This window comes from Streptomyces sp. P9-2B-2 (genome assembly GCF_030406865.1).
GTDB lineage: Bacteria > Actinomycetota > Actinomycetes > Streptomycetales > Streptomycetaceae > Streptomyces > Streptomyces platensis.
In genome coordinates, this window is record NZ_CP129126.1 from 6,760,803 (window position 1) to 6,786,714 (window position 25,912).

The window sequence follows — 25,912 nt, forward strand, 5'->3', positions numbered from 1 at the left end:
GGCGATGCCTTCCCTGCCCTCGTTCTCCAAGACGGCCGGCTCCCCGCCGGCCGCTCCGCCCAAGCCCACCTGGGACCCCCGGCCGGTCAATGTCCGGCCCTTCCCGTGGCTGCGCCCCACCATCCGGATACGGCTGACGCTGCTGTACGGCGGCATGTTCCTGATGGCCGGCATCGTGCTGCTGACGATCATCTACATGCTGGCCGCGGACGCGCTGCACGACGGAAGCGCGCTGCCGCTGAAGATCCTCGGCGGCAAATTCGAGTCGACCAGCGACATCTGTGACCTGCCCACCCAGACGTCCGGGCAGCTGCTCCAGGAGGCCGTCAACAGCTGTCTTCAGCATCAGCGGGCGGTCGCGCTCAACAGCCTCCTCAACCGCTCCCTGCTGGCTCTGCTCGGCCTGACGGTGGTGGCGTTCGCTTTTGGTTATGCGATGGCGGGGCGGGTGTTGTCGCCGTTGGGGCGGATTACGCGGACGGCGCAGCGGGTGGCGGGTTCGGATCTGCATCGTCGGATCGAGTTGGGGGGTCCGGATGATGAGTTGAAGGAGTTGGCGGACACGTTCGATCAGATGCTGGACCGGTTGGACCGGGCGTTTGAGTCGCAGCGGCGGTTTGTGGCGAATGCGTCGCATGAGTTGCGGACGCCGTTGGCGATCAATCGGACGTTGCTGGAGGTGCAGCTGGCGGATCCGGCGGCGTCGCCGGAGCTGGCGCAGTTGGGCAAGACGCTGTTGGCGACGAATGAGCGCAGTGAGCAGTTGGTGGAGGGGTTGTTGCTGCTGGCGCGGAGTGAGAACCGGGTGGTGGACAAGAAGCCGGTGGATGTGTCGGAGGTGGCGGCGCAGGCGGTGGATCAGACGCGGGAGGAGGCGCATGCCAAGGGGGTGGTGTTGCGTGGGGCGCGTCAGCAGGTGTTTGTGCAGGGCAACGGGGTGTTGCTGGAGCGGATCGCGTTGAATCTGGTGCAGAACGCGGTGCGGTACAACGTGCCGGAGGGGGGCTGGGTGGAGGTGGTGACGGAGCCGCAGCCGGGGTGTGCGGTGTTGGTGGTGGCCAATACGGGGCCGGTGGTGCCGGCGTATGAGGTGGAGAATCTTTTTGAGCCGTTCCGGCGGCTGCGGACCGAGCGCACGGGCAGTGACAAGGGTGTGGGTCTGGGGTTGTCGATCGTGCGGTCGGTGGTGCGGGCGCACGACGGGAGCATCACGGCGCAGCCGCGGGAGGGCGGCGGGCTGATCATGCGGGTCGTCCTGCCGCTCTGACGCAGGCCGGAGCGCGGTTGTACGCCCGCTGGAGCCCCTGTACGCCCCCGTGGGCAGGCATCGGACATCTGTGCGTACGATCGCTCGTCTCGCGGCCGTATGCCGCCTCGCCTCCCGGTTTGACGAGAAGGGGGGTCGCCATGGATCCTTCGCCCCGAGTTCGCTTTGCGCGGAATTGAACCGGTCCGCCTGCCGGTCTTTGCGTGTGTGATCCCTCACAGGCGCGAAATTCCAGCCATCTACGCTCCGTGATCAAAATACCCGTCGGAATGCCGGGGAAGTCCGGGTTTCCGGGGGGTCAGATCACGGGAAGTACAGGTGGTGGGCTGCGCGAGGTGCGACTTTCGGACCGTGTACGGTCCTGATCGCCATCCAAACCGATCACCTCTTCAGGGGTGCGGTTGGGTGTCGATTGAGTAACAGACCTTGATGTGAGGCAAAATCTCCGCCTCAGGTCGGGCACAAGTCCGGCCTCTCACGCGTTACGAGCGCTGAGACACCGCAGACACCCAGAGGGGGAGAGCGAAAATGGCTACGGATTACGACACCCCACGAAAGACCGACGACGACCTCAACGAGGACAGCATTGAAGAGCTGAAGTCGCGGCGGAACGACAAGTCCGCCTCGGCCGTCGACGTTGACGAGTTCGAGCAGGCCGAGGGCCTGGAGCTGCCCGGCGCGGACCTTTCCAACGAAGAGCTCGCAGTGCGCGTGCTGCCCAAGCAGCAGGACGAGTTCACCTGCATGAGCTGCTTCCTGGTCCACCACCGCAGCCAGCTGGCCGCGGAGGACAAGAACGGCAACCCGATCTGCCGCGACTGCGCGGCCTGAGAACGGTCTGCGCCGTGGCAGGCGTGAACCCGTTCCGTAAGGGACCCAAGGGCGCCGAAGGACCGGCGGCCGGCGCACGATCACGCAAGGAAACAGCGTCCGTGCCCGCCGACCCGACCGCCCTCCCCGCGGAGCGGACGACCGGTGCACTGAAGGAGCGAGGCCGCACGGCCTCGCTCGCGGCCGTGCTCGGTCGCGGTGCCGGCGGCAGGGTGCGGGCGGGGCTCGCCGTGGTCGCCGACCGGATCATCGACCTCGCCCCGCGGATCCCGGTCCGCGACCTCGCCACCCTGCGCGCCCAGTTCCCCGGACTGACCCCCGAGGACCTGGCCGACAAGCTCGTCGCGGGCGCCTGCAAGGGCACCGCCACCGTCGGAGCGGGCGTCGGCGCGGCAGCGATGCTGCCCGTACCGCCCGCCATGCCGGCCGAGCTGGCCGCCGAGGTCACCGGCGTCGCCTCGGTCGAGATCAAGCTGATCGCCGAGCTGCACGAGGTCTACGGCCTGCGGCCGGCGGGCAACTTCCGGCAGCGGGGAATGGCCTATCTGATGTCCTGGACCGAGGAGCGGGGCATCGACATCGCGAAACCGACCTCGCTGAACTTCGCCCTCGGCATGCAGATGCGGCGCGAACTGCGCCAGCAGATCATGAAGCGCACACTGCGCAATCTCCCGAACCTCATCCCGTTCATGATCGGCGCCTCCGTCGGCGCGTTCATGAACCGCAGGGACACCCGGAAGCTCGCGGACAAGGTCCGCAAGGACCTGCGCACGAAGCAGGTCTCCTGGGACGCCCTCCCCGACTCCGCCCCGGCCGCCCGTACGGACGGTGAGGGGGCCGGCCGGCCCCTGCCCCCGCCGGGCGACTGAACCGCGCTGGGAAGGTCAGCCGCGTGCGGCCGCCAGCGCTGCCACCAGCCGCTCCGGCTCCCGCGTCGAGAGATAGGCGTACGGCGTCGGGTCCTGCGGGTCGGTGATCTCCACCCGCACCGCGGTACGGATATAGCCGCGCAGCAGCATGAACGCCCGGGCGTCGGCCTTGTGCGTACGCCACGCCAGCGCCGCGTCCGCGTCCAGCACCTGGGCCTCGCCCAGCGCCGTCGCCGGGATCTTCGCGTCGCCGGCGATCAGCGCGCCGCCCACCACCCGGATCCGCGCCGAGCCGTACCCGCTCACGCCCACCGCGGCCAGCGCCGCGCCGCCGATCAGCCCGCCGAGCATCGGGAGTGTCCCCAGAGGCAGCAGCATCAGGGCACAGGCGACACCGATCAGCGCGGCGATCACCCACCAGGACCGGGGCGCGGTGAGACGTTCTTCGTACGACTGCATGGCTCCAGCTTGGCACGGCGGCACGGGCCCGCTACGCGCGCGGGTAGGGTCTGCACTCGTGAGTGGAACTGACGAACCCAGGGCGCGGCTGACGCCACCGACGGACGCCGTCGCTCCGGTCCGGCATGCCGAGGCGCCGGCACCCGGAGAACTCCTCGGCGCGCACTACGACCGGTGCTTCGGCTGCGGCACCGGCCAGCCCCACGGTCTGCACCTGGAGGCGCGGGCCGGCGACGGCGTGAGCGTGACCGCCGAGTTCACCGTCAAGGAGGCCCACCAGGGTGCGCCCGGTCTGGCGCACGGCGGCGTACTGGCCACCGCGCTGGACGAGACGCTCGGCTCGCTGAACTGGCTGCTGCGGGTGATCGCGGTGACCGGCCGCCTGGAGACCGACTTCGTACGGCCGGTCCCCCTGGGTACCGTGCTGCACCTCGACGCGCGGGTCACCGCCGTACACCGCAGGAAGATCTATTCGACGGCCGTGGGGCGTATAGGCGGCCCGGACGGCCCGGTCGCGGTGCGCGCCGAAGCCGTCTTCATCGAGGTGAAGGTCGACCACTTCATCGACAACGGCAGGACCGAGGAGATCCAGGCGGCGATGTCCGACCCGGACCAGGTCAAACGAGCGCGTGCCTTCGAGGTGAACCCGTGAGTCAGGTACGGAATCCGGTGGATGTGCTGCTGCGCCGGCTGGACCCGGACGTGCCCGTGCCGTCGTACGGGCATCCCGGCGACGCGGGCGTGGATCTGGTGACCACCGAGGCCGCCGAGCTGGCGCCGGGGGAGCGCACCGTGCTGCCCACCGGGGTGTCGATCGCGCTGCCCGACGGCTACGCCGCCTTTGTGCACCCGCGGTCGGGGCTGGCCGCGCGGTGCGGATTGGCGCTGGTGAATGCCCCCGGGACGGTGGATGCCGGGTACCGTGGAGAGATCAAGGTGATCGTGGTCAATCTGGACCCGCGCGAGCGCGTGCGGTTCGAACGATTCGACCGGATCGCCCAACTGGTCGTCCAGCAGGTCGAGAAGGTGCGCTTCCACGAGGTGGCGGAACTTCCCGGCTCGGCGCGGGCCGAGGGGGGATTCGGTTCCACCGGCGGTCATGCGGCGGTGGACGGCTCCACGGGCGGGAATGAATACGCATCGGTCGGTGCCGACCGGGAAGGACAGTGACGTGTTCGGACGTCGCAAGAAGAACGAGGCTCCTGAAGAGTCGGCCGAGGACACCACGCTCGCCGACGGGCGAGCGGTGAGCGACGCCGACGAGGACGACGCGGAGCAGCAGCGGCTCAGTCTTCCGCCCGCGCCGCGTCCCGACGGTCCCTGGGACGCGTCGGAGGTCTCCGAGCCCGGCGAGGGCCGGGTGGACCTCGGCGGGCTGTTCGTGCCCGGTGTCGAGGGCATGGAACTCCGGGTGGAGGTCGCCGGGGACGCGATCGTCGCCGCGACCGTGGTGCTTCAGGACAGCGCGGTACAGCTACAGGCCTTCGCCGCCCCCAAGAACGAGGGGATCTGGGGCGAGGTCCGCGAGGAGATCGCCGCCGGCATCACCCAGCAGGGCGGGGTCATCGACGAGGTCGAGGGCCCGCTGGGCTGGGAGCTGCGTGCCCAGGTACCCGTACAGCTGCCGGACGGCACCAACGGGGTGCAGGTCGTGCGCTTCATCGGCGTCGACGGCCCCCGGTGGTTCCTGCGGGGTGTGATCTCCGGCCAGGGCGCGGTGCAGCCGCAGGCCGCGGGCGTGCTGGAGCACATCTTCCGGGACACCGTGATCATCCGCGGTGATGCGCCGATGGCGCCCCGCGACCCGATCGTCCTGAAGCTGCCGGACGACGCCCAGATGGTGCCGGACGGTGTGCAGCAGGATCAGGTCGAGCAGTCGCGCTTCGGCGGCGGTGTGGAGCGTCTGGAGCGCGGACCGGAGATCACCGAGATCCGCTGACATCCCCCGGCGGCCGGGCGGCGCGTAGCCGCCCGGTGACGGCCGGAACATGACGGTCACAAGGGCCCGCACTCCCCGATGGGGGGTGCGGGCCCCTCCGTTTGTGCAGGTCAGGTCGTGGTGCGTAAGAAAGTCGTCAACGGAGTGCTAATGGCCGTAAGGGAGGCGTCAACAGCGGTCACGCGGGGCGGGAACGGCGCTTTGCTCTAGGGGTCCTGTCCGCCCCGTCCCTCTAGGAGCACACGATGGCCGACGTGGCCTTCGCCGTCGTCACGATCGCGGTCTTCGCGCTGGTGGCCCTCGTCGCCAAGGGGGTGGCGAAGCTGTGACCACCGAAAACATCGTCGGCCTGATCGTGGCCGTCGCCCTGCTCGGCTATCTGGTCCTCGCCCTTGTCTTCCCGGAGAGGTTCTGAGGTGTCGACTGCTGCTGCCGCGGCGGGCCAGATGAGCCCCGTCCTCGCAGGCGTGCTCCAGCTGACCGCGCTCGTCGCGGCGCTGGCCCTGGCCTACCGTCCCCTCGGCGACTACATGGCCGCCGTCTACAGCTCCCCCAGGCACCTCCGTGCCGAGAAGGTCATCTACCGCTGCATCGGCGCCAATGCGGACGTCCAGATGCGCTGGCCGGCCTACCTGCGCAGCGTCCTGGCGTTCTCCGCGGTGGGCGTGCTCTTTCTCTACCTGCTCCAGCGCCTCCAGGGCGGGCTGCCGCTGTCCCTCGGCTTCGCGTCGATCAGCCCCGACCAGGCGTTCAACACCGCGGCCTCCTTCGTCGCCAACACCAACTGGCAGTCCTACAGCGGCGAGCAGGCCATGGGCCACGTCGTACAGACCGCCGGCCTCGCGGTGCAGAACTTCGTCTCCGCCGCCACCGGCATGGCCGTCGCCATCGCCCTCGTCCGCGGCTTCGCACGCGTGCGGACGGGCGAACTCGGCAACTTCTGGGCCGACCTGGTCCGCGGCACCGTACGGGTGCTCGTCCCGATCGCCGTGATCGGCGCGCTCGTCCTGGTCGCCTGCGGCACCCTGCAGAACTTCTCCGGCATCCACGAGGTCGGCCAGTTCATGGGCGGCTCCCAGCAGACCAACGGTGGTGCGGTCGCCTCCCAGGAGGTCATCAAGGAACTGGGCACCAACGGGGGCGGCTACTTCAACGCCAACTCCGCCCACCCCTTCGAGAACCCCACCGCCTTCACCAACCTCTTCGAGATCTTCCTGATCCTCGTCATACCGTTCGCGCTGACCCGCACCTTCGGCAAGCTCGTCGGGAACGTGAAGCAGGGCTACGCCGTGCTCGCCACGATGGGCGTCATCTGGCTCGGCTTCACGGCGCTGATGATGTGGACCGAGTTCGCGCACGGCGGCCCGGCCCTGGAGGCCGCGGGCGCCGCCATGGAAGGCAAGGAGACCCGCTTCGGCGTCGGATCCTCCGCGATCTTCTCGGTGGCCACCACCCTCACCTCCACCGGCGCGGTCGACTCCTTCCACTCCTCGTTCACGGCCTTCGGCGGCGGCATCCAGCTGCTCGGCATGATGCTGGGCGAGATCGCCCCCGGCGGCGTCGGCTCCGGCCTCTACGGCATGCTGGTGATGGCGATCATCGCGGTGTTCATCGCCGGTCTGATGGTGGGCCGGACGCCCGAGTACCTCGGCAAGAAGATCGGCACCCGCGAGATCAAGCTGGCCGCCTGCTACATCCTCATCACCCCGACGCTGGTGCTCGGCTTCACCGCCGCCTCGATGGCGCTGCCGGACGCACTGGGCTCGATGCTCAACACCAAGGCGCTGGGCGCCGGTTCGCACGGCTTCTCCGAGGTGCTGTACGCCTTCACCTCCGGCGCCAACAACAACGGCTCCGCGTTCGGCGGCCTCAACGCCAACACCCCCTGGTACAACACCACGATCGGCCTGGCGATGCTGCTCGGCCGCTTCCTGCCGATGGTGTTCGTGCTCGCCCTGGCCGGCTCGCTCGCCGAGCAGCAGCCGGTCCCGGAAACCGCGGGCACCCTCCGTACCGAGAAGCCGCTCTTCGCCGGGCTGCTCGTCGGCACGATCCTGATCATCACCGGTCTTACCTACTTCCCGGCGCTGGCCCTCGGGCCGCTGGCGGAGGGTCTGTCATGACCGCACCCGTGAAACCGGAGGAGCCCGGCTCCATGTCCACCGCCACACCGACGCGCGCTCCGCACCAGGACGTCCCCAGCGGGCACCAGCCCGGCGACGGCCGGGTGGGCGGCGGCCTCTTCGACCCCAAGCTGCTGCTCAAGTCCTTCCCGGACGCCCTCCGCAAGCTCGACCCGCGGGTGATGGTCAAGTCCCCCGTGATGTTCGTGGTCGAGGTCGGCTCCGTGCTGACCACCGTCTTCGCCTGTATGTCCCCGTCGGACGGGTTCGGCTGGGCGATCGCCGTCTGGCTGTGGCTGACCGTCATCTTCGCCAACCTGGCGGAGGCGGTCGCCGAGGGCCGCGGCAAGGCGCAGGCCGACACCCTGCGCAAGGCCAAGACCGACACGGTGGCCCGGCGGCTGAACGGCGGCAGCGAGGAACAGGTCCCCGGTACCGCACTGTGCATCGGCGACCTGGTGGTGTGCGAGGCCGGTGACATCATCCCGGGTGACGGCGATGTCGTCGAAGGCGTCGCCTCCGTGGACGAGTCCGCGATCACCGGCGAATCGGCCCCGGTCATCCGCGAGTCCGGCGGCGACCGCTCGGCCGTCACCGGTGGTACGAAGGTGCTCTCCGACCGCATCGTCATCAAGATCACGACGAGGCCCGGCGAGACCTTCATCGACCGGATGATCAACCTCGTCGAGGGCGCCGCGCGGCAGAAGACGCCCAACGAGATCGCGCTGAACATCCTGCTCGCGTCGCTCACCATCGTCTTCCTGCTGGCGGTGGTCACCCTCCAGCCGTTCGCGATCTACGCGGGCGCCGAACAGCCCATGATCGTGCTGCTCGCCCTGCTGGTCTGTCTGATCCCGACGACGATCGGCGCACTGCTCTCGGCCATCGGCATCGCCGGCATGGACCGACTGGTGCAGCGCAACGTCCTCGCCATGTCCGGCCGCGCCGTCGAAGCCGCAGGCGATGTATCGACATTGTTGCTCGACAAGACCGGCACCATCACCCTCGGCAACCGCCAGGCCGCCGAGTTCGTCCCCGTCCACGGCACCACCGAGGCCGAGGTCGCGGACGCGGCCCAGCTGTCCTCTCTGGCCGACGAGACACCCGAAGGCCGCTCCATCGTCGTCCTCGCCAAGGAGAAGTACGGCCTCCGCGAGCGCCACCAGGGCGAGCTGACGGACGCCGAATGGGTGCCGTTCACCGCCCAGACCCGGATGTCGGGGGTGGACGTCGACGGCCGCAAGGTCCGCAAGGGCGCGTCCGGTTCGGTCATCGCCTGGGTCAAGGAGCGCGGCGGCACGGTCGCCGCCGATGCCCAGCAGCTCACCGACACGATCTCGCAGGCCGGCGGCACCCCGTTGCTGGTCGCCCTGGAGGACGCGAGCGGCCCCCGCGTCCTGGGAGTCATCCACCTCAAGGACGTCGTCAAGGACGGGATGCGCGAACGCTTCGTCGAGCTGCGCAAGATGGGCATCAAGACCGTCATGATCACGGGCGACAACCCGCTGACGGCCAAGGCCATCGCCGACGAGGCGGGCGTGGACGACTTCCTCGCGGAGGCCACGCCCGAGGACAAGATGGCGCTCATCAAACGCGAACAGGCCGGCGGCAAGCTGGTCGCGATGACCGGCGACGGCACCAACGACGCACCCGCGCTGGCGCAGGCGGACGTCGGGGTGGCCATGAACACCGGCACCTCGGCCGCCAAGGAGGCCGGGAACATGGTGGACCTGGACTCCAACCCCACCAAGCTGATCGAGATCGTCGAGATCGGCAAGCAACTGCTGATCACCCGGGGCGCACTGACGACCTTCTCCATCGCCAACGACGTCGCGAAGTACTTCGCGATCATCCCGGCGATGTTCGCGGTGGCCTATCCGGGCCTGGACACCCTCAACATCATGCGGCTGTCGAGCCCCAACTCCGCGATCCTCTCGGCAATCATCTTCAACGCGCTGATCATCGTCGCGCTGGTACCGCTCGCCCTCAAGGGCGTGCAGTACCGCCCCGTAAGCGCCGACAAGATGCTGCGACGCAACCTGGCGGTCTACGGACTCGGCGGCCTGATCGCCCCCTTCATCGGCATCAAACTCATCGACCTGCTCCTCTCTCTCCTCCCCGGAATCGGGTGACCGCCGTGAACAACTCCGTACGCAACACCGCCCGGTTGATCGGCGCGGGCCTGCGCGCCCTGCTCGTACTGACCGTGGTCTGCGGCGTCCTCTACCCGCTGATGGTCACCGGGGTGGCGCAGGCGGCGTTCCCCGATCAGGCCAACGGGTCAGAGGTGCGCTCCCACGGCAAGGTCGTCGGCTCATCGCTGATCGGCCAGCGCTACGACAAGGGTCAGGACAAGGATGGCGAACCGGTCCCCGACCTGCGGTACTTCCAGCCGCGCCCCTCGGCGGGACTGGGCAGCAACCAGGCCAACGGCGTCAACACCCGGTACGACCTCCAGGTCTCCGGCGCCTCCAACCTGGGCGCCACCAACACCGACCTCATCAAGGCGGTGAAGGAACGCAGGCACTGGGTCTCCACGACGTACCAAGTCCCCGAGTCGAAGGTGCCGGCGGACGCCGTCACCTCCTCCGGCTCCGGCCTCGACCCGCACATCTCCCCGGCCTACGCCCAACTACAGACCGCCACGGTCGCCCAGCGGAACCACCTCCCCGCCAGCACGGTGGAGAAGCTGGTCGAGGAGCACACCGACGGGCGCGACCTCGGATTCCTGGGGGAACCGCGGGTGAATGTCCTGGAGCTGAACGTCGGGTTGAGGGAGTTGGTGACGAGGGCGGGGGAGGGGTAGCGCGGGGGATCTGGTGGGGGTGGGGTTGAGTTGGGCGTTAGCTGAGCTGGGTGGCCCCGGGGAGATATCCCCGAAGCCACCCGGTCGTTTCCGCGGGAGTCGTGCTGAACGGCTGCTGGCTGCGGGCGGGGCGCCTGGCCGTGGTCGGCATCTGTGGCGGGGACGGACTTGGTGACTGAACCGGGGCTGGATGGAGCTGATGCGGTGTTGATCCGGGCCGGTCCGGAGCGTGTGGGGGAGCTGGTCCGAGAGTTATCCACAGGCGTTGCCTGCCGAAGCGCGCGGTACGCATACTGACGTCATCGGCAGGCAGCCCGGGGCCTGCAGAGAGGCGGTCAAGTCGCTGTCAGCTAGCGGGATTTGATGCGACGGGGCAGGCCCGCGGCAGCGGCCGGGGGGTGCGGGGGAGCGGTACGAGATGCGAGTGGGGGAGCGGCTCATGAATGGCGGGGGAAGCGCGTCGGGTGAGAGCCGGCGGAGGGGCTGGGCTCGGAAGAAGGCGCATGAGGTGGCGGAGGGGGCGAGGGCGGGAGTGTCGGTCGCCGATCCGCCGAGTGTCGGCGCGATGGTGGTCGTCGAGGACCTGCACCGCAGTTACGGCACCGGGGCCGGCGCCGTACACGCCCTGCGCGGGGTGTCTTGCAGCGTCCCGCGGGGCGAACTGGTCGCCCTGCGCGGCCGTTCCGGATCGGGCAAGACGACTCTGCTCAACCTCATCGGCGGTCTGGACACCCCCGACTCGGGGCGGATCACCGTCGACGGCACACCGCTGGCCGGCCTCGGCGAGAGCGAGCTGCTGGAGATGCGCCGCGACCGCATAGGTTTCGTCTTCCAGTCGTTCGGGCTCATACCGATACTCAGCGCCGCCGAGAACGTCGGAGTGCCGCTTCGGCTGCGGAAGGTCCCACCGCGCGAGCGTGAGGACCGGGTCGCGCTTCTGCTGTCGCTGGTGGGCCTGGCCGACCACGCCGAGCAGCGGCCCGGCGAACTATCCGGCGGTCAGCAGCAGCGCGTGGCCATCGCCCGTGCACTCGCCAACCGCCCCGCGCTGCTCATAGCCGACGAGCCGACCGGCCAACTGGACGCCGAGACCGGCATGGAGTGATGGACCTGCTGCGTGCCGTGGTCCGCAGCGAGGGGGTCACGGCGCTGGTGGCCACCCACGACGCAAACCTCCTGGGCCTGGCCGACCGCGTCCTGGAGCTGAGCGATGGGGTGATCACGGAGACGGGAGCGGAGCGCGAGGTGGGGGTGGGGTGAGGGGCGGGGAGGAGGGGGGAGGGGCCCCACCCGGGGCGCGCTCTCTGCCCCACCCGCCCGCTATCTCCCCTGCCTCACCAGACGTCGCCGTCGCGCCAGTCGCAGGTGAGGTCGGAGTCGAGGTCGAGTGGGGTGGCCGCGGCCGGTAGGACGTAGATGCAGCCGTCCTCGTCGGCGGTGCGCTGGATGCCGTCCGGGGTGAGTGCCCAGGAGCGGCCGCGCCACTGTTGCCAGCCGCGGGCGGCGTAGAAGGTCGCGGCCTCGTCGGCGGCGCCGAGCGCGCCCAGGTCGTAGCCGCTGTGCACCACCCGCTCCAGGGCGTCCATCAGGGCCGCGCCATGGCCGCGGCTGCGCCGGTCCGCGCGTACGCCGACGCCCTCCACATATCCGCAGCGCAGCGCCCTGCCCCCGTGCAGCAGTCGTCGTTGCACGACGCTCGCATGCCCGATCAGTTCGCCGTCCTCGTGGATCAGGGCGTGCAGCCCGCCGAGTGCGTGTTCCCAGTCCTCCGCGGTCATGTCGTCGAAGACGTCGTAGAGGAGGGCGCGGGCCGCCTTGAGGGTGGTGACGTCCAGATCGGCGGTGTGGGCGATGCGTACGTCGGTCATGCGGGGCGTCGTCAGATGTGCCTCGGTCATGGGGGCATCGTCGCAGTCGTCCGGTGGCCGGGCGACGGCATTTTTCCGGCCAGGGTTCATGCCTTGCCGTCGGCCATCGGCGTCAGTGATGCGTCAGGGAAGGCGTGTTGGGCTGGTGTGCCTCCGCTCCGGCCGATGTCATGAGGCACGACCGGGCGTTCCGCGCCGCCGGGCAGCCGTCGTACGGCGGTGCGTGGTGGGCGCCGCCCGGGGGTCCGGCCCCTCAGCCGGACGTCACGGCGGGCGTCGCGTACCTCTTCGCGCGGCGCCCGCCCGTATGTGGCGGGACGGCCCGCGCTCCGGCCGAATCGGCCTATCGGGTCAACGGGCCGCCGGGTCGGCCGCACCGTCGGCCCCTGTCAGCTGGCAGCCCTGCCTGATGGCCGGCTCCCCATCTTGATCGCTGCCGCCCGACGCACCCCTCGTCCCCAGGACATCGCTACGCGACGAGCTGCCCGGTCCACTGGAACGCCACTGCTAGATGCGCCGCCCCGTCCCCCGGATCGCCATTGCGTGATGTGCCGCCCCCGCCCACCGGATCGTCACCGCGAGCCGCGTTTGCCCCGTCCACTCGAACGCCACTACGCGATGCGCCGCTCCGTCGCCCGGATCACCACTGCGCGACGTGCCGCCTTGCCCACCGGGTCGTCGTCGCGACCCGCGTTGCCCCGTCCACCGGATCGTCCCCCCGCCGCGCCGCCCCCATCCACCGGATCGCCACCACGCCACGCGCCGCCCCCGGCCCACCCACCGCACCACCCCCTCCACCCCAAGCCCCCCCAGCTCTCACCCCCATCAGAGTCCCGTCAAAACCCACCCCCCACCCCCCAACTGCACCCTTTGTCCCCTTGTTGGGTCGGTAGGGTCGCGGGAGGTTCAGCCCGGTGGGGGCGGCCTTCACGTAAGACAATGGGGCCATGGCACGCGGCAAGCTACGGATCTATCTGGGCGCGGCACCGGGCGTCGGCAAGACGTACGCGATGCTGTCCGAGGCGCACCGGCGTGTGGAGCGGGGGACGGATGCCGTCGTCGCGTTCGTGGAGCACCACGGCAGGCCCCGTACGGAGGTCATGCTGCACGGGCTGGAGCAGATTCAGCGCCGGGAGCTGGACTACCGCGACACGGTGTTCACCGAAATGGACGTGGACGAGGTGCTGGCTCGGCGGCCGGCCGTGGCGCTGGTCGATGAGCTGGCGCACACCAATGTGCCCGGTTCGCGCAACGGCAAGCGCTGGCAGGACGTCGAGGAGCTGCTGGAAGCGGGGATCCATGTGATCTCGACGGTGAACATCCAGCATCTGGAGTCGCTCGGTGATGTCGTCGAGTCGATAACGGGTGTGCGGCAGCGTGAGACCGTGCCGGACGAGGTCGTTCGCAGGGCCGATCAGATCGAGCTTGTCGACATGTCGCCCCAGGCGATCCGTCGGCGGATGGCGCACGGCAACATCTACCAGCCCGACAAGGTGGACGCCGCCCTGTCCAACTACTTCCGGCCGGGCAACCTCACGGCGCTGCGCGAGCTGGCGCTGCTGTGGGTCGCCGACCGGGTGGACGAGTACCTCCAGGAGTACCGCGCGGAGCATTCGATCCGTTCCACCTGGCAGGCGCGTGAGCGGATCGTCGTCGGGCTGACCGGCGGGCCGGAGGGGCGCACGCTGATCCGTCGCGCGGCCCGGATGGCGGCCAAGGGCTCGGGCAGTGAGGTGCTCGCCGTCTATATAGCGCGCAGCGACGGACTGACCTCGGCCTCGCCCAAGGAACTCGCCGTCCAGCGCACCCTGGTGGAGGACCTCGGCGGGACGTTTCACCACGTCATCGGCGACGACATACCGAGCGCGCTGCTGGAGTTCGCACGGGGCGTCAACGCCACCCAGATCGTGCTGGGCTCCAGTCGCCGCAAGGCCTGGCAGTACATCTTCGGGCCGGGGGTGGGCGCGACGGTCGCCCGGGAGTCCGGGCCCGATCTCGATGTGCACATCGTCACCCACGACGAGGTCGCCAAGGGCCGGGGGCTGCCGGTGGCACGCGGTGCGCGGCTGGGGCGGACCCGGATCATCGCCGGCTGGCTCGTCGGCGTGGTCGGCCCGGTGCTGCTCTCGCTGCTGCTGACCAGCATCGCGAACGGTCCCGGCCTGGCCAACGACGTCCTGCTCTTCCTGTTCCTGACGGTCGTCGCGGCGCTGCTCGGCGGGCAGCTGCCGGCGCTGGCGTCGGCCGCGGTCGGCTCGCTGCTGCTGAACTTCTACTTCACTCCGCCCACCCACACCCTCACGGTCAGCGATCCCAAGAACCTCGTCGCCATCGTGATCTTCTTCGCGGTGGCCGTCTCGGTCGCCTCCGTGGTGGACCTCGCCGCCCGCCGCACCCACCAGGCGGCCAGGCTGCGCGCCGAGTCGGAGATCCTGTCCTTCCTGGCGGGCAGTGTGCTGCGCGGTGAGACGACCCTGGACGCGCTGCTGGAGCGGGTGCGCGAGACCTTCGGGATGGAGACGGTGGCGTTGCTGGAGCGGGCCGGCGATGTCGAGCCGTGGACCTGTGCGGGCCGGGCCGGTACCGATCACGGCACGCCGCTGCTGCGCCCCGAGGACGCCGATGTCGACATGCCTGTGGGCGACCACATGGCGCTGGCGCTGACCGGCCGGGTGCTGCCCGCCGAGGACCGCCGGGTGCTGGCCGCGTTCGCCGCCCAGGCCGCCGTGGTCCTGGACCGGCAGCGGCTGGTGGGCGAGGCGGAGCGGGCCCGGGAGCTGGCCGAGGGCAACCGCATCCGGACGGCGCTGCTGGCCGCCGTCAGCCATGACCTGCGGACCCCGCTGGCGAGCATCAAGGCCTCCGTCACGTCCCTGCGATCCGACGATGTCGCCTGGTCCCCGGAGGACGAGGCGGAGCTGCTGGCCGGTATCGAGGCGGGCGCCGACCGGCTGGACCATCTCGTCGGCAACCTTCTGGACATGTCCCGGCTCCAGACCGGCACGGTCACCCCGCTGATCCGGGAGATCGACCTCGACGAGGTGGTGCCGATGGCGCTCGGCGGTGTGCCGGAGGGCAGCGTCACCCTCGACATCCCCGAGGAGCTGCCGATCGTCGCCGTCGATCCGGGGCTGCTGGAACGTTCGGTCGCCAATCTCGTCGAGAACGCCGTGAAGTACAGCCCGGACGGGGCGGCGGTGCTGGTCTCGGCCAGTGCGCTCGGTGAGCGGGTGGAGCTGCGTATCGCCGACCGCGGGCCGGGGGTGCCGGACAGCGCCAAGGACCGGATCTTCGAGCCCTTCCAGCGCTACGGTGACGCGCCGCGCGGGGCCGGGGTGGGCCTGGGGCTGGCCGTGGCGCGCGGTTTCGCGGAGGCGATGGGCGGCACGCTCGCCGCCGAGGACACCCCCGGAGGCGGGATGACCATGGTCCTGACCCTCCGGGCCGCGCCCGGCCGCCCGCCGGCCCGGCCCGATCTACCGGCCCAGGCCACGACATGAGCCGTACCGCACGGATCCCCCGCATCCCACGCCCGGCGGGCCCGCCCCGCCGGGAGACGACACCACGAGGAGAACGCCAGTGAACCGGGTGCTTGTGGTTGATGACGAGCCGCAGATCGTGCGCGCCCTCGTGATCAACCTGAAGGCGCGCAAATACGAGGTCGACGCCGCCCCCGACGGGGCCACCGCCCTCAAACTCGCCGCCGCCCGCCACCCCGATGTCATCGTCCTGGACCTCGGGCTGCCCGATATGGACGGCGTCGAGGTGATCAAGGGGCTGCGGGGCTGGACACGGGTGCCGATCCTGGTGCTGTCCGCCCGGCAGACCTCCGACGAGAAGGTGGAGGCGCTGGACGCCGGCGCGGACGACTACGTCACCAAGCCGTTCGGCATGGACGAGCTGCTGGCCCGGCTGCGGGCGGCGGTGCGCCGGGCCGAGCCGACCGGCCCGGCCGATGACGAGGTGATCGTGGAGACGGAAGGTTTCTCCGTCGATCTCGCCGCGAAGAAGGTCAACCGTGGCGGCCGGGACATCCGGCTGACCCCCACCGAGTGGCATCTGCTGGAGGTCCTGGTCCGCAACGCGGGCCGGCTGGTCAGCCAGAAACAGCTGCTCCAGGAGGTCTGGGGGCCCTCGTACGGGACCGAGACCAACTATCTGCGGGTGTACATGGCCCAGCTCCGCCGCAAGCTGGAGAGCGACCCCTCGCATCCGAAGCACTTCATCACGGAGCCGGGGATGGGCTACCGCTTCGAGCAGTAGCGCCCCGGCGGCCGGACACGGCTTTGTGCGGTGGGTACGAACTCCGCGTGCGGGCCGTGATCCCGGTCCCCGGCCACCGGTACGCTGGGCGCATGAGTGCTGGGACCCGACCCGAGAAGCCGGCAGGCCGTTTTCGCCGGCTGCTCGACAGGCTGTCCTCCTCCGAGGAGGAGTTGCAGTCCGCCGAGCTGCAACAGGACGCGCAGGACGCGGGATGCACCCGTATCTGCGACTGTGACGACCGGCAGATAGTGAAGGTCACCGGCACCCTGCGGCATGTCACGCTGCGCCCGCGCGCCGGTGTGCCCGCGCTGGAGGCGGAGCTGTTCGACGGCTCCGCGGCGCTCGACGTGGTGTGGCTCGGCCGCCGCTCCATCGCCGGGATAGAGCCGGGCCGCAAGCTCATCGCCTCGGGCCGGGTCTCCCTGAGCCACGGACGCCGGGTGCTCTTCAATCCGAAGTACGAACTCCGACCGCTCGGACAGGAGTAGCCGGTGACGTCTCACGACCGACCGACCACTGACGCGCATGCCGATACCGACCCCTCCGCAGGCCCCTCACCCGCCTCGCCCGACCCGGGCACCGAAGGAGCCGCCGACGGCAGGCAGGTGACCGAGGCGGCGCTGTTCGAGGCGTTCGGCGGGGTCCGCGGCATGGTGGAGACCGTTGTTCCCGGCCTGCTGTTCGTGACGATCTTCACGATCAACAAGGACCTGCACGTCTCGGCGATCGCCGCGCTGGCCGTCTCGCTGGTGCTGGGGGTCCTCCGCCTCATCCGCAAGGACACCGTCAAGCACGCCTTCAGCGGCGTCTTCGGGGTGGCCTTCGGCGTGGTCTTCGCGATGATGACCGGCAACGCCAAGGACTTCTACCTGCCGGGCATGCTCTACACCCTCGGCCTGGCCCTCGCCTACATGATCACCACGCTCGCGGGCGTCCCGCTGATCGGGCTGATCCTGGGGCCGGTGTTCAAGGAGAACCTCTCCTGGCGCACCCGCAACCCGGGCCGGAAGAAGGCGTACGCGAAGGCCAGCTGGGCCTGGGGACTGATCCTGCTCGCCAAGTGCGCGATCCTCTTCCCGCTGTACTGGTGGGCGGACACCACCCAGCTCGGCTGGGTGCTGATCGCGCTGAAGATCCCGCCGTTCCTGCTGGCGGTCTATCTCACCTGGGTCTTCCTGGCGAAGGCGCCCGCGCCGATCGATGTCTTCGCGGAAATGGAAGCGAAGGAGAAGGCCGAGGAGGAGGCCGAGGAGCGGCGCCGCGCCGAGCGCGAGACGCTGGACCGGGTCGCCGACGACCTCAGCAGGGACCTCGTGCAGGAGGCCGCGGCCGAGCCGCAGTCCGACCCGCCGCAGGGCGGCCGCCACCGCCGCTGACGCGACACGCACACGCCGGGGCCCGGGAACCGCTTGGTTCCCGGGCCCCGGCGTTTCCGGCCTCCGCCGGGCGCTACGCGTCCTCGCGCCGCACCGACAGCAGGTCCTCCAACTGCTCCTCACGCGACTGCGCCGCCACGAACAGCAGCTCGTCGCCGGCCTCCAGCGCGTCCTCCTTGTTGGGCGTGAGCACCCGCGTGCCGCGGATGATCGTGACCAGGGAGGTGTCCTGGGGCCACTCGACATCGCCGACCCGGGTACCGGCCAGCGCGGCCTCCGGCGGCAGCGTCAGCTCGACGAGGTTGGCGTCACCGTGGCTGAAGCGCAGCAGCCGTACGAGATCGCCGACGCTCACCGCCTCCTCGACCAGGGCCGACATCAGACGCGGCGTGGAGACCGCGACATCGACGCCCCAGGACTCGTTGAACAGCCACTCGTTCTTCGGGTTGTTGACCCGCGCGACCACCCGCGGCACCCCGTACTCGGTCTTGGCGAGCAGCGAGACGACCAGGTTGACCTTGTCGTCGCCGGTCGCCGCGATCACGACATTGCAGCGCTGAAGCGCCGCCTCGTCGAGCGAGGTGATCTCACAGGCGTCGGCCAGCAGCCACTCCGCCAGCGGCACCCGCTCGACCGAGATGGCGGTCGGCGCCTTGTCGATGAGCAGGATCTCGTGCCCGTTTTCCAGCAGCTCACCCGCGATGGAACGACCCACCGCGCCTGCGCCTGCGATGGCGACCCTCATGCGTGCGCCCCCTCAGGACCCGTGGCGAATGCCGCTTCGACCTTCTCGACCTCGTCGGTGCGCATCATCACGTGCACCAGGTCGCCTTCTTGCAGCACCGTCTGCGAGGTCGGCAGCATCGCCTCGCCCAGTCGGGTGAGGAAGGCGACGCGGACGCCGGTCTCCTCCTGGAGGGTGCTGATCTTGTGCCCCACCCAGGAGGCCGCGGTGTGCACCTCGGCGAGCTGGACGCCGCCGCTCGGGTCGCGCCACAGCGGCTCGGCGCCCGACGGCAGCAGCCGGCGCAGCATCTGGTCGGCCGTCCAGCGGACGGTCGCGACGGTGGGGATACCCAGGCGCTGGTAGACCTCGGCGCGGCGCGGGTCGTAAATACGGGCCGCGACATTCTCGACACCGAACATCTCGCGGGCCACCCGGGCGGCGATGATGTTCGAGTTGTCACCGCTGGAGACGGCCGCGAAGGCGCCCGCCTCCTCGATGCCGGCCTCGCGCAGGGTGTCCTGGTCGAAGCCGACGCCGGTCACCCGGCGGCCGCCGAAGGACGAGCCCAGGCGGCGGAACGCGGTCGGGTCCTGGTCGACCACCGCGATGGTGTGACCCTGGCTCTCCAGGGTCTGCGCGAGCGCGGAGCCCACCCGCCCGCACCCCATGATGACGATGTGCATGCTGATTACCCCGTGCCCTGTACTAGCGCTCTGACCTGCACAAACACCCTGCTCACTACTTTCTTCTCCCAGTACCGGCGACACGGAGCCACGGCTCGCGACGGACCGGGTGCGGCAGCGGGAGCGCCGGGCGCACCGTGGTCCGGTACAACCGTAGCCGTAATGGCGGTTCCGGTAGGGGGCGCGGTGGGCCGCGGTCTCCAGTGGATCCGCACCGCCGGTGCCATGGCCTCCCGTGCCGGGCTGCGCCGCGCCGGGCCCGTAAGGCACGCTACGAGGTGTGCCCAACCTGCCTCTTCAGCCCCAACAGGGCCCCTACACCTCGCACATGGTGGTCTGCGGCGACGATGCGCTGGCCCATCGACTGGCCGCCGACCTCCAGGACGTCTACGGCGAACGGGTGACGCTCGTCGTCCCCTCCGCCCGGGAACCGCAGCGCCCCCGTATTCCGCCACCGGCCCGCGCGCTGGGCCGGGCCGGCGCGCTGCTGGGCCGGGTGTCGGCGGCGATGGTGCGTCCCGCGCCGCTGTCGTCCGAGGCGGCCGGGGACGGGGCGGAGCCGGCGGAGGAGACGTTACGGATCCTGGAGGCGGCGCAGCCGGACGACGCGGCGCTGACCGAGGCCGGTATCGCCGGGGCGGGCGCGCTGGCCCTGGTCTACGACGACGATGAGCTCAACATTCATGCCGCGCTGCGCGCCCGCCGGCTCAACCCCCGGCTGCGGCTGGTCATTCGGCTCTACAACCGCAAACTCGGCCAGCATCTGGAGGAGTTGCTCGACCAGGCGGCGGCGGTCGCCGCGCTGGGCTCGGAGGACGCCGGGGACGCGGAGGGCGCCGACGCGTCCACGACCGTGCTGTCCGACGCCGACACGGTGGCCCCCGCGCTGGCGGGCGCCGCGGTCGCCGGTACCAGCAGGGTCATCGAGGCGGACGGGCTGCTGCTGCGGGCCGTGGAGCGTGCGCCGGTGCCACCCGGGCGGCCCGGTGAGCCCGGACTGTGCACCCTGGCGCTGCTGTCCGCGTCCGCCAACGACCCGGCGGGCGCGACCGGTTCGGCGGCGGGCGACGAGGGGCCCGTACTCCTGCCGGACGAGGCCGCGACCGCGGCCGCCGCCGGCTGCGGCACCGTCGTCCTGGAGACCGTCTCCTATACGGGCCGGCCCATACGGCGCCGATGGCTCCGTGGCCGGGGCGCACCACTCGCGTCCCTCTTCTCCCGGCGGCTGCGCTGGTCCCTGGGCGGGGTCGTCGGTGCGGTGCTGGCGCTGGCCGTCGCGTCCTCCCTGACCATGGGCGAGGACCCGGTGCACGCCGCCTACCTCTCGCTGCTGGACCTGTTCGCGATCAACGACCCGGCCATCCACGATCCGGCGCCCCGCAAGGTGCTCCAGCTGCTGTCCGGGCTGACCGGGCTGTTGCTGCTGCCGGTGCTGGTCGCGGCGGCGTTCGAGGGGCTCGGCACCTTCCGCAGTGCCTCGGCGCTGCGCCGTCCGCCACGCGGGCTGTCGGGGCACGTGGTGCTGCTGGGCCTCGGCAAGGTCGGCACCCGGGTACTGGCGCGGCTGCACGAGATGGGCATCCCCGTGGTCTGCATCGAGGGCGACCCGGAGGCCCGGGGCATCGCCCTGGCACGCCGGCTGCGGGTGCCGACCGTCTTGGGGGACGTCACCCAGGAAGGGGTCCTGGAGGCCGCGATGATCGAGCGGGCGGCCACCCTGCTCGCCCTGACCAGCGAGGACACCACGAATCTGGAGGCCTGCCTCTATGCCCGCTCGGTCAGCCCCCGGCTCCGGGTGACGCTGCGGCTGTTCGACGACCGGTTCGCCACCGCCGTCTACCGCACTCTGCGCGCCGCGCATCCAGGGGCGCTGACCCGCAGCCGGAGCGTCACCTACCTGGCCGCGCCCGCCTTCGCCGGCGCGATGATGGGGCGCCAGATCCTCGGAGCCATTCCGGTCGAGCGCCGGGTGCTGCTGATCGCCCGGTTCGACGTACGGGGCCATGCCGCGCTGGAGGGCCGTACGGTCGCCGAGGTGCTGCGGCCGGGGCGGCTGCGGGTGCTGGCGGTCGACACCTCCGCCCCCGACGACGCGGAGCCGGACGCCGCGGCCGCCGCCCCGCCCCCGCCGCCCGAGGAGCGCACGCCGGCGCAGCTGGTGCACGAACTCGGCGACGACTATGTCCTGCGGCCACAGGACCGGGTGCTGCTGGTCGCCACCCGGCAGGGGCTGGGCGAGCTGCACGCCCGGAACCGGCAGCCGGCGGCGGCCCGGCAGAGCGGGGCCCGGCAGGGGTGACCACGAGGGGGCGGGCGACCGCGCACCGTAGTACGGCCGTGGCGCGGGAGCCCGCCGTACGGGACCCGGCCGCGGACGGAGCCCGTGGCGCCGCCCGCCCGCCCCGCTGCCCCGCCTGTCCGTCCCGTCCCCGCCCGCCCCGCTGCCCCCGCCGCACCTCCCCACCGTGACCCCGCCATCGCGCCCAGTGACAGCACCGCCACTCCGTGACGAATGACACGAAGGCGTCCCAGAAGGGGCCGTGACGTGCACAGAACGTGCGGATCCTGTGGAGACGGGGCCGTGGTGTGCCCCCTCAGCAGGCCGGATGCGTCTCGGCCGCCCCACTCCGCTCTTCCGGGGCGCAGACCGTGCGGGGAGCGGGTGGGCGCGGACCTTGACGAAGGCTTAGCATCCTCTGCGTGTCCAAACTGACCGACGTGCCCAAACGGATCTTGATCGGGCGCGCACTGCGCAGCGACAAGCTCGGGGAGACCCTGCTTCCCAAGCGCATCGCACTCCCCGTCTTCGCCTCCGACCCGCTGTCCTCCGTGGCGTATGCGCCGGGCGAGGTGCTGCTCGTCCTGTCCATCGCGGGTGTGTCTGCGTACAGCTTCAGCCCCTGGATCGCGGTCGCGGTCGTGGTGCTGATGTTCACCGTCGTCGCGTCGTACCGGCAGAACGTGCACGCCTACCCGAGCGGTGGCGGCGACTACGAGGTCGCCAACACCAACCTCGGCCCCAAGGCCGGTCTCACCGTCGCCAGCGCGCTGCTCGTCGACTATGTGCTGACCGTCGCGGTCTCCATCTCCTCCGGAGTGGAGAACCTGGGCTCCGCGATCCCGTTCGTCGTCGAGCACAAGACCCTGTGCGCGGTCGCCATCATCGTGCTGCTGACGCTGATGAACCTGCGCGGCGTCAAGGAGTCGGGCAAGCTCTTCGCGATCCCGACCTATGTCTTCGTGGCCGGCGTCTTCATCATGATCGCCTGGGGTGTGATCCGCGGCGTCGTCATGGGCGACACCATGAAGGCCCCCACCGCCGACTACACCATCCACGCCGAACAGGGCGGGCTGGCCGGCTTCGCGCTCATCTTCCTTCTCCTGCGCGCCTTCTCCTCCGGCTGTGCCGCGCTCACCGGCGTCGAGGCGATCTCCAACGGCGTCCCCGCCTTCCGCAAGCCGAAGTCCAAGAACGCGGCGACCACCCTCGCCCTCATGGGCGGCCTGGCCGTCACCATGTTCTGCGGCATCATCGGCCTGGCCATGGCCACCAACGTCAGGATGGCCGAGAACCCGGCCACCGACCTGCTGCTCCACGGCAAGCCGATCGGCTCCGGCTACACCCAGAACCCGGTCATCTCGCAGGTAGCCGAGGCGGTCTTCGGTAAGGGCAGCTTCCTCTTCATCATCCTCGCCGCCGCCACCGCGCTGGTGCTGTTCCTCGCCGCCAACACCGCCTACAACGGCTTCCCGCTGCTCGGCTCGATCCTCGCCCAGGACCGCTATCTGCCGCGCCAGCTGCACACCCGCGGTGACCGTCTGGCGTTCTCCAACGGCATCGTCCTACTGGCCGGCGCCGCCGCGATCCTCGTCTACCTCTACGGCGCGGACTCCACCCGGCTCATCCAGCTCTACATCGTCGGCGTGTTCGTCTCCTTCACGCTCAGCCAGATCGGCATGGTCCGGCACTGGAACCGCCATCTGATCACCGAGAAGGACCCGGCCAAGCGCCGCCGTATGCACCGCTCGCGCGCCATCAACACCTTCGGCGCCTTCTTCACCGGCCTGGTGCTCGTGGTCGTCCTCCTGACCAAGTTCACCCACGGCGCCTGGGTCGCCCTGCTCGGCATGGTCATCTTCTTTGTGACGATGTCCGCGATCCGCCGCCACTACGACCGGGTCGCCGACGAGATCGCCGCCGAGGACACCCCCGACGACGAGGTGGTCCGCCCCTCCCGGGTGCACTCCCTCGTCCTGGTCTCCAAGGTGCACAAGCCCACCCTGCGCGCCCTGAACTACGCCAAGCTGATGCGCTCCGACACCCTCGAAGCGGTCAGCGTGGACGTGGACCAGGCCGACACCAGGGCCCTGCGGGAGGAGTGGGAACGCCGCGGCATCGAGGTGCCGCTGAAGGTCCTGGCCTCCCCGTACCGCGAGATCACCCGGCCGATCATCGACTACGTCAAGTCGCTGCGCCGGCAGAGCCCGCGCGCCGCCGTCTCCGTCTACATCCCGGAGTACGTCGTCGGCCACTGGTACGAGCACCTGCTGCACAACCAGTCCGCCCTGCGCCTCAAGGGCCGCCTCCTCTTCACCCCCGGCGTCATGGTCACCTCGGTGCCCTGGCAGCTGGACTCCTCCGAGGCCGCCAAGCTGCGCGCCCGCAAGCGCGCGGAGTGGAACGCTCCGGGTGCGGTCCGCCGTGGCCCGGTGGCCCAGCCGAAGAAGGAGAAGGCCGCCACCAAGAAGTAGCGCGGGCTTTCCTCCGTGCCCCGGTGGCGGTCGTCGGTGCCGGGCCGGGGCACTGCCTATGGGACGTAGACTTGACGGCTGGCCTCCCTCCGGAGGCCGGCCCCCGTCCCCGCTCACCACCCACCTCAGGAGCCCTCCCGCCATGCAGGCAGAACCCAAGAAGTCGCTGGTCGGCGAGGAGTACGAGGTCGAGGTCGGCCCGGTCGCCCACGGCGGCCACTGCATCGCCCGCACCGACGAGGGCCAGGTCCTCTTCGTACGGCATGCGCTGCCCGGCGAGCGCGTCATCGCCCGCGTCACCGACGGCGAGGAGGGCGCCCGCTTCCTGCGCACCGACGCCGTCTCGATCCTGGAGCCCTCCAAGGACCGGGTCGAGGCCCCCTGCCCCTTCTCCGGCCCCGGCCGCTGCGGCGGCTGCGACTGGCAGCACGCCGCCCCCGGCGCCCAGCGCCGCCTGAAGTCCTCGGTGATCGCCGAACAGCTCCAGCGCCTGGCCGGGCTCTCCCCCGAGGACGCGGGCTGGGACGGCACCGTCGAGCCCGCCCCCGGTGACAAGGTCGCCAAGGGCGAGGTACCGGCCTGGCGCACCCGCGTCCAGTACGCGGTGGACGCCGACGGCCACGCGGGCCTGCGCAAGCACCGCTCCCACGACATCGAGCCGATCACCCACTGCATGATCGCCGCCCCGGGAGTCACCGAACTCGGCATCGAGAAGCGGGAGTGGCCGCAGATCGCCGGCGTCGAGGCGATCGCCGCCACCGGCTCCCACGACCGCCAGGTCATCCTCACCCCCCGCCCCGGCGGCCGCCTCCCCATCGTCGAACTCGACAAGCCGGTCTCGGTCATGCGGGTGGGGGAGAAGGACGGCGGCGTGCACCGTGTCCACGGCCGCCCCTTCGTCCGCGAACGGGCCGCCGACCGCACCTGGCGGGTCGGCAACGGCGGCTTCTGGCAGGTCCACCCGAAGGCCGCCGACCTCCTGGTCGACGCCGTCATGCGGGGCCTGATGCCCAAGAAGGGCGATATGGCCCTCGACCTGTACTGCGGCGTCGGCCTCTTCGCCGGCGCCCTCGCCGAACGCGTCGGCGACAAGGGCGCGGTCCTCGGCATCGAATCCGGCAAGCGCGCCGTCGAGGACGCCCGCCACAACCTCCAGGACCTCGACCGCGTCCGCATCGAACACGGCAAGGTCGACCAGATCCTGCCCCGCACCGGCATCACCGACGTCGACCTCATCGTCCTCGACCCACCCCGCGCCGGCGCCGGCAAGCAGACCGTCACCCACCTCGCCTCCCTCACCCCCCGCCGCATCGCCTACGTAGCCTGCGACCCGGCCGCCCTCGCCCGCGACCTCAAGTACTTCGCGGAGGTGGGCTATGCGCCGCGGCGGATGCGGGCGTTTGATTTGTTCCCGATGACGCATCATGTGGAGTGCGTCGTGGTGCTGGAGAAGGCGGCCAAGGGCGCCTGACCTGCGGTTTTTCCCGTGCGCATTATGTGCGGTGTGGGCGCTACGGGCGATATCTTGACGCTGAAATGACGCTCGTGGCGCTCATTTGACGCTCGTTCTGATGGGGTGTCACCTGCCTGGCCGTGCAGGTCGCGAGGGGTGCAAGGCGCAGTTCCCGAGGTTTGTCTTTACGGAACTTGCCGAAGATTGGTCTGGTTTCGTCGTCGCTGATTGCGGCGGCGACCGGGCTTGTTGATGGCTGGCAGCCGCGATCCGGTCGATTGCAGGTTTCTGCGACGAGGGGGACGTAGCACGCAGCTGTCGCCGCACGTGCGCGGCTATCGTCGGTTGGATGACGACTCACTTACGGCGCCTCACCATCCCGGGTCAGGATCCTGCCGCACTCGCCCGGTTCTGGGGCGGGGTGCTGCTCCGCCCGGTGATTGACGGCAGTGAAGGCCCTCACCTGCAGATGGTCGAAGGGAATGAGCCGCAG

Annotated in this window: 21 protein-coding genes and 1 pseudogene; 18 read left to right on the forward strand and 4 right to left on the reverse strand. The window is 70.6% G+C overall.

Features of this window, described 5'->3' with window-relative positions:
- Positions 1-4 precede the first annotated feature (4 nt).
- From QT196_RS29800 to QT196_RS29810, 3 genes are all read left to right on the forward strand, one after another.
- A complete protein-coding gene (locus tag QT196_RS29800; protein ID WP_168481738.1) occupies positions 5-1,267 on the forward strand; it encodes a HAMP domain-containing sensor histidine kinase in 1,263 nt (420 codons plus the stop codon).
- A gap of 528 nt (positions 1,268-1,795) precedes the next feature.
- Positions 1,796-2,098: a DUF4193 domain-containing protein gene (locus QT196_RS29805; RefSeq protein ID WP_016575747.1), complete on the forward strand. Its 303-nt coding sequence runs from the start codon at positions 1,796-1,798 to the stop codon at positions 2,096-2,098.
- Between the two features lie 101 nt (positions 2,099-2,199).
- Complete coding sequence (locus tag QT196_RS29810) at positions 2,200-2,967, forward strand: hypothetical protein (protein WP_168481739.1); 768 nt, start codon at positions 2,200-2,202, stop codon at positions 2,965-2,967.
- A gap of 15 nt (positions 2,968-2,982) precedes the next feature.
- On the opposite strand, the gene QT196_RS29815 is transcribed toward QT196_RS29810, so the two are convergent.
- Complete coding sequence (locus QT196_RS29815; RefSeq protein ID WP_168481740.1) at positions 2,983-3,426, reverse strand: DUF3093 domain-containing protein; 444 nt, start codon at positions 3,424-3,426, stop codon at positions 2,983-2,985.
- 58 nt (positions 3,427-3,484) lie between these two features.
- Here QT196_RS29815 and QT196_RS29820 point away from each other — a divergent pair, with 58 nt between their 5' ends.
- The 8 genes and pseudogenes from QT196_RS29820 (at position 3,485) to QT196_RS29855 (ending at position 11,554) form a co-directional block, all read left to right on the forward strand.
- Complete coding sequence (locus QT196_RS29820) at positions 3,485-4,078, forward strand: PaaI family thioesterase (RefSeq protein WP_085928654.1); 594 nt, start codon at positions 3,485-3,487, stop codon at positions 4,076-4,078.
- Positions 4,075-4,596 carry a dUTP diphosphatase gene (gene dut, locus QT196_RS29825; RefSeq protein ID WP_085928655.1) on the forward strand — a complete coding sequence of 174 codons (522 nt, stop codon included), beginning with the start codon at positions 4,075-4,077 and terminating at the stop codon, positions 4,594-4,596. The genes QT196_RS29820 and dut overlap by 4 nt, the downstream gene beginning before the upstream one ends.
- Before the next feature lies 1 nt (position 4,597).
- Positions 4,598-5,365, forward strand: a complete 768-nt coding sequence (locus QT196_RS29830; RefSeq protein ID WP_266738667.1) for a DUF3710 domain-containing protein — start codon at positions 4,598-4,600, stop codon at positions 5,363-5,365.
- A 325-nt stretch (positions 5,366-5,690) separates the two neighbouring features.
- Positions 5,691-5,780 carry a K(+)-transporting ATPase subunit F gene (kdpF, locus tag QT196_RS29835; RefSeq protein WP_168481742.1) on the forward strand — a complete coding sequence of 30 codons (90 nt, stop codon included), beginning with the start codon at positions 5,691-5,693 and terminating at the stop codon, positions 5,778-5,780.
- A 31-nt stretch (positions 5,781-5,811) separates the two neighbouring features.
- Positions 5,812-7,488 carry a potassium-transporting ATPase subunit KdpA gene (gene kdpA / locus QT196_RS29840; protein ID WP_266738727.1) on the forward strand — a complete coding sequence of 559 codons (1,677 nt, stop codon included), beginning with the start codon at positions 5,812-5,814 and terminating at the stop codon, positions 7,486-7,488.
- On the forward strand, positions 7,485-9,620 hold the full coding sequence (gene kdpB, locus QT196_RS29845; protein WP_248001349.1) for a potassium-transporting ATPase subunit KdpB: 2,136 nt from the start codon (positions 7,485-7,487) through the stop codon (positions 9,618-9,620). Before kdpA ends, kdpB begins: the two co-directional genes overlap by 4 nt.
- 5 nt (positions 9,621-9,625) lie before the next feature.
- The gene (gene kdpC / locus QT196_RS29850; RefSeq protein ID WP_266738664.1) at positions 9,626-10,294 is read left to right on the forward strand and encodes a potassium-transporting ATPase subunit KdpC; all 669 of its coding nucleotides are present in this window, start codon (positions 9,626-9,628) and stop codon (positions 10,292-10,294) included.
- 565 nt (positions 10,295-10,859) lie between these two features.
- A pseudogene (locus tag QT196_RS29855) lies at positions 10,860-11,554 on the forward strand (ABC transporter ATP-binding protein).
- Between the two features lie 74 nt (positions 11,555-11,628).
- Here QT196_RS29855 and QT196_RS29860 read toward each other — a convergent pair.
- Positions 11,629-12,192, reverse strand: a complete 564-nt coding sequence (locus QT196_RS29860) for a GNAT family N-acetyltransferase (protein ID WP_266738662.1) — start codon at positions 12,190-12,192, stop codon at positions 11,629-11,631.
- A gap of 917 nt (positions 12,193-13,109) precedes the next feature.
- Between QT196_RS29860 and QT196_RS29865 the strand changes: the two genes are divergently transcribed.
- From QT196_RS29865 to QT196_RS29880, 4 genes are all read left to right on the forward strand, one after another.
- Positions 13,110-15,662 carry a sensor histidine kinase KdpD gene (locus QT196_RS29865; RefSeq protein WP_290356016.1) on the forward strand — a complete coding sequence of 851 codons (2,553 nt, stop codon included), beginning with the start codon at positions 13,110-13,112 and terminating at the stop codon, positions 15,660-15,662.
- Positions 15,663-15,741: 79 nt separating this feature from the next.
- Entirely contained in the window at positions 15,742-16,425 is a 684-nt protein-coding gene (locus tag QT196_RS29870; RefSeq protein ID WP_042159739.1) for a response regulator, read from the forward strand.
- A gap of 92 nt (positions 16,426-16,517) precedes the next feature.
- On the forward strand, positions 16,518-16,916 hold the full coding sequence (locus QT196_RS29875; RefSeq protein WP_085928285.1) for an OB-fold nucleic acid binding domain-containing protein: 399 nt from the start codon (positions 16,518-16,520) through the stop codon (positions 16,914-16,916).
- A gap of 3 nt (positions 16,917-16,919) precedes the next feature.
- Positions 16,920-17,804 carry a DUF3159 domain-containing protein gene (locus QT196_RS29880; RefSeq protein ID WP_168481746.1) on the forward strand — a complete coding sequence of 295 codons (885 nt, stop codon included), beginning with the start codon at positions 16,920-16,922 and terminating at the stop codon, positions 17,802-17,804.
- A 73-nt stretch (positions 17,805-17,877) separates the two neighbouring features.
- On the opposite strand, the gene QT196_RS29885 is transcribed toward QT196_RS29880, so the two are convergent.
- Positions 17,878-18,549, reverse strand: a complete 672-nt coding sequence (locus QT196_RS29885; RefSeq protein ID WP_168481747.1) for a TrkA family potassium uptake protein — start codon at positions 18,547-18,549, stop codon at positions 17,878-17,880.
- Entirely contained in the window at positions 18,546-19,214 is a 669-nt protein-coding gene (locus tag QT196_RS29890; RefSeq protein ID WP_018093582.1) for a TrkA family potassium uptake protein, read from the reverse strand. Before QT196_RS29890 ends, QT196_RS29885 begins: the two co-directional genes overlap by 4 nt.
- Before the next feature lie 328 nt (positions 19,215-19,542).
- On the opposite strand from QT196_RS29890, the gene QT196_RS29895 reads away from it, so the two are divergent.
- The 3 genes from QT196_RS29895 to QT196_RS29905 all read left to right on the forward strand — a co-directional run bounded on the left by QT196_RS29895 (position 19,543) and on the right by QT196_RS29905 (position 25,437).
- Positions 19,543-21,513, forward strand: a complete 1,971-nt coding sequence (locus QT196_RS29895; protein WP_290356742.1) for a potassium channel protein — start codon at positions 19,543-19,545, stop codon at positions 21,511-21,513.
- Between the two features lie 401 nt (positions 21,514-21,914).
- Positions 21,915-23,966, forward strand: a complete 2,052-nt coding sequence (locus QT196_RS29900) for an APC family permease (protein ID WP_266738654.1) — start codon at positions 21,915-21,917, stop codon at positions 23,964-23,966.
- Positions 23,967-24,108: 142 nt separating this feature from the next.
- Positions 24,109-25,437, forward strand: a complete 1,329-nt coding sequence (locus QT196_RS29905) for a TRAM domain-containing protein (RefSeq protein WP_290356017.1) — start codon at positions 24,109-24,111, stop codon at positions 25,435-25,437.
- Positions 25,438-25,912: the final 475 nt, after the last annotated feature.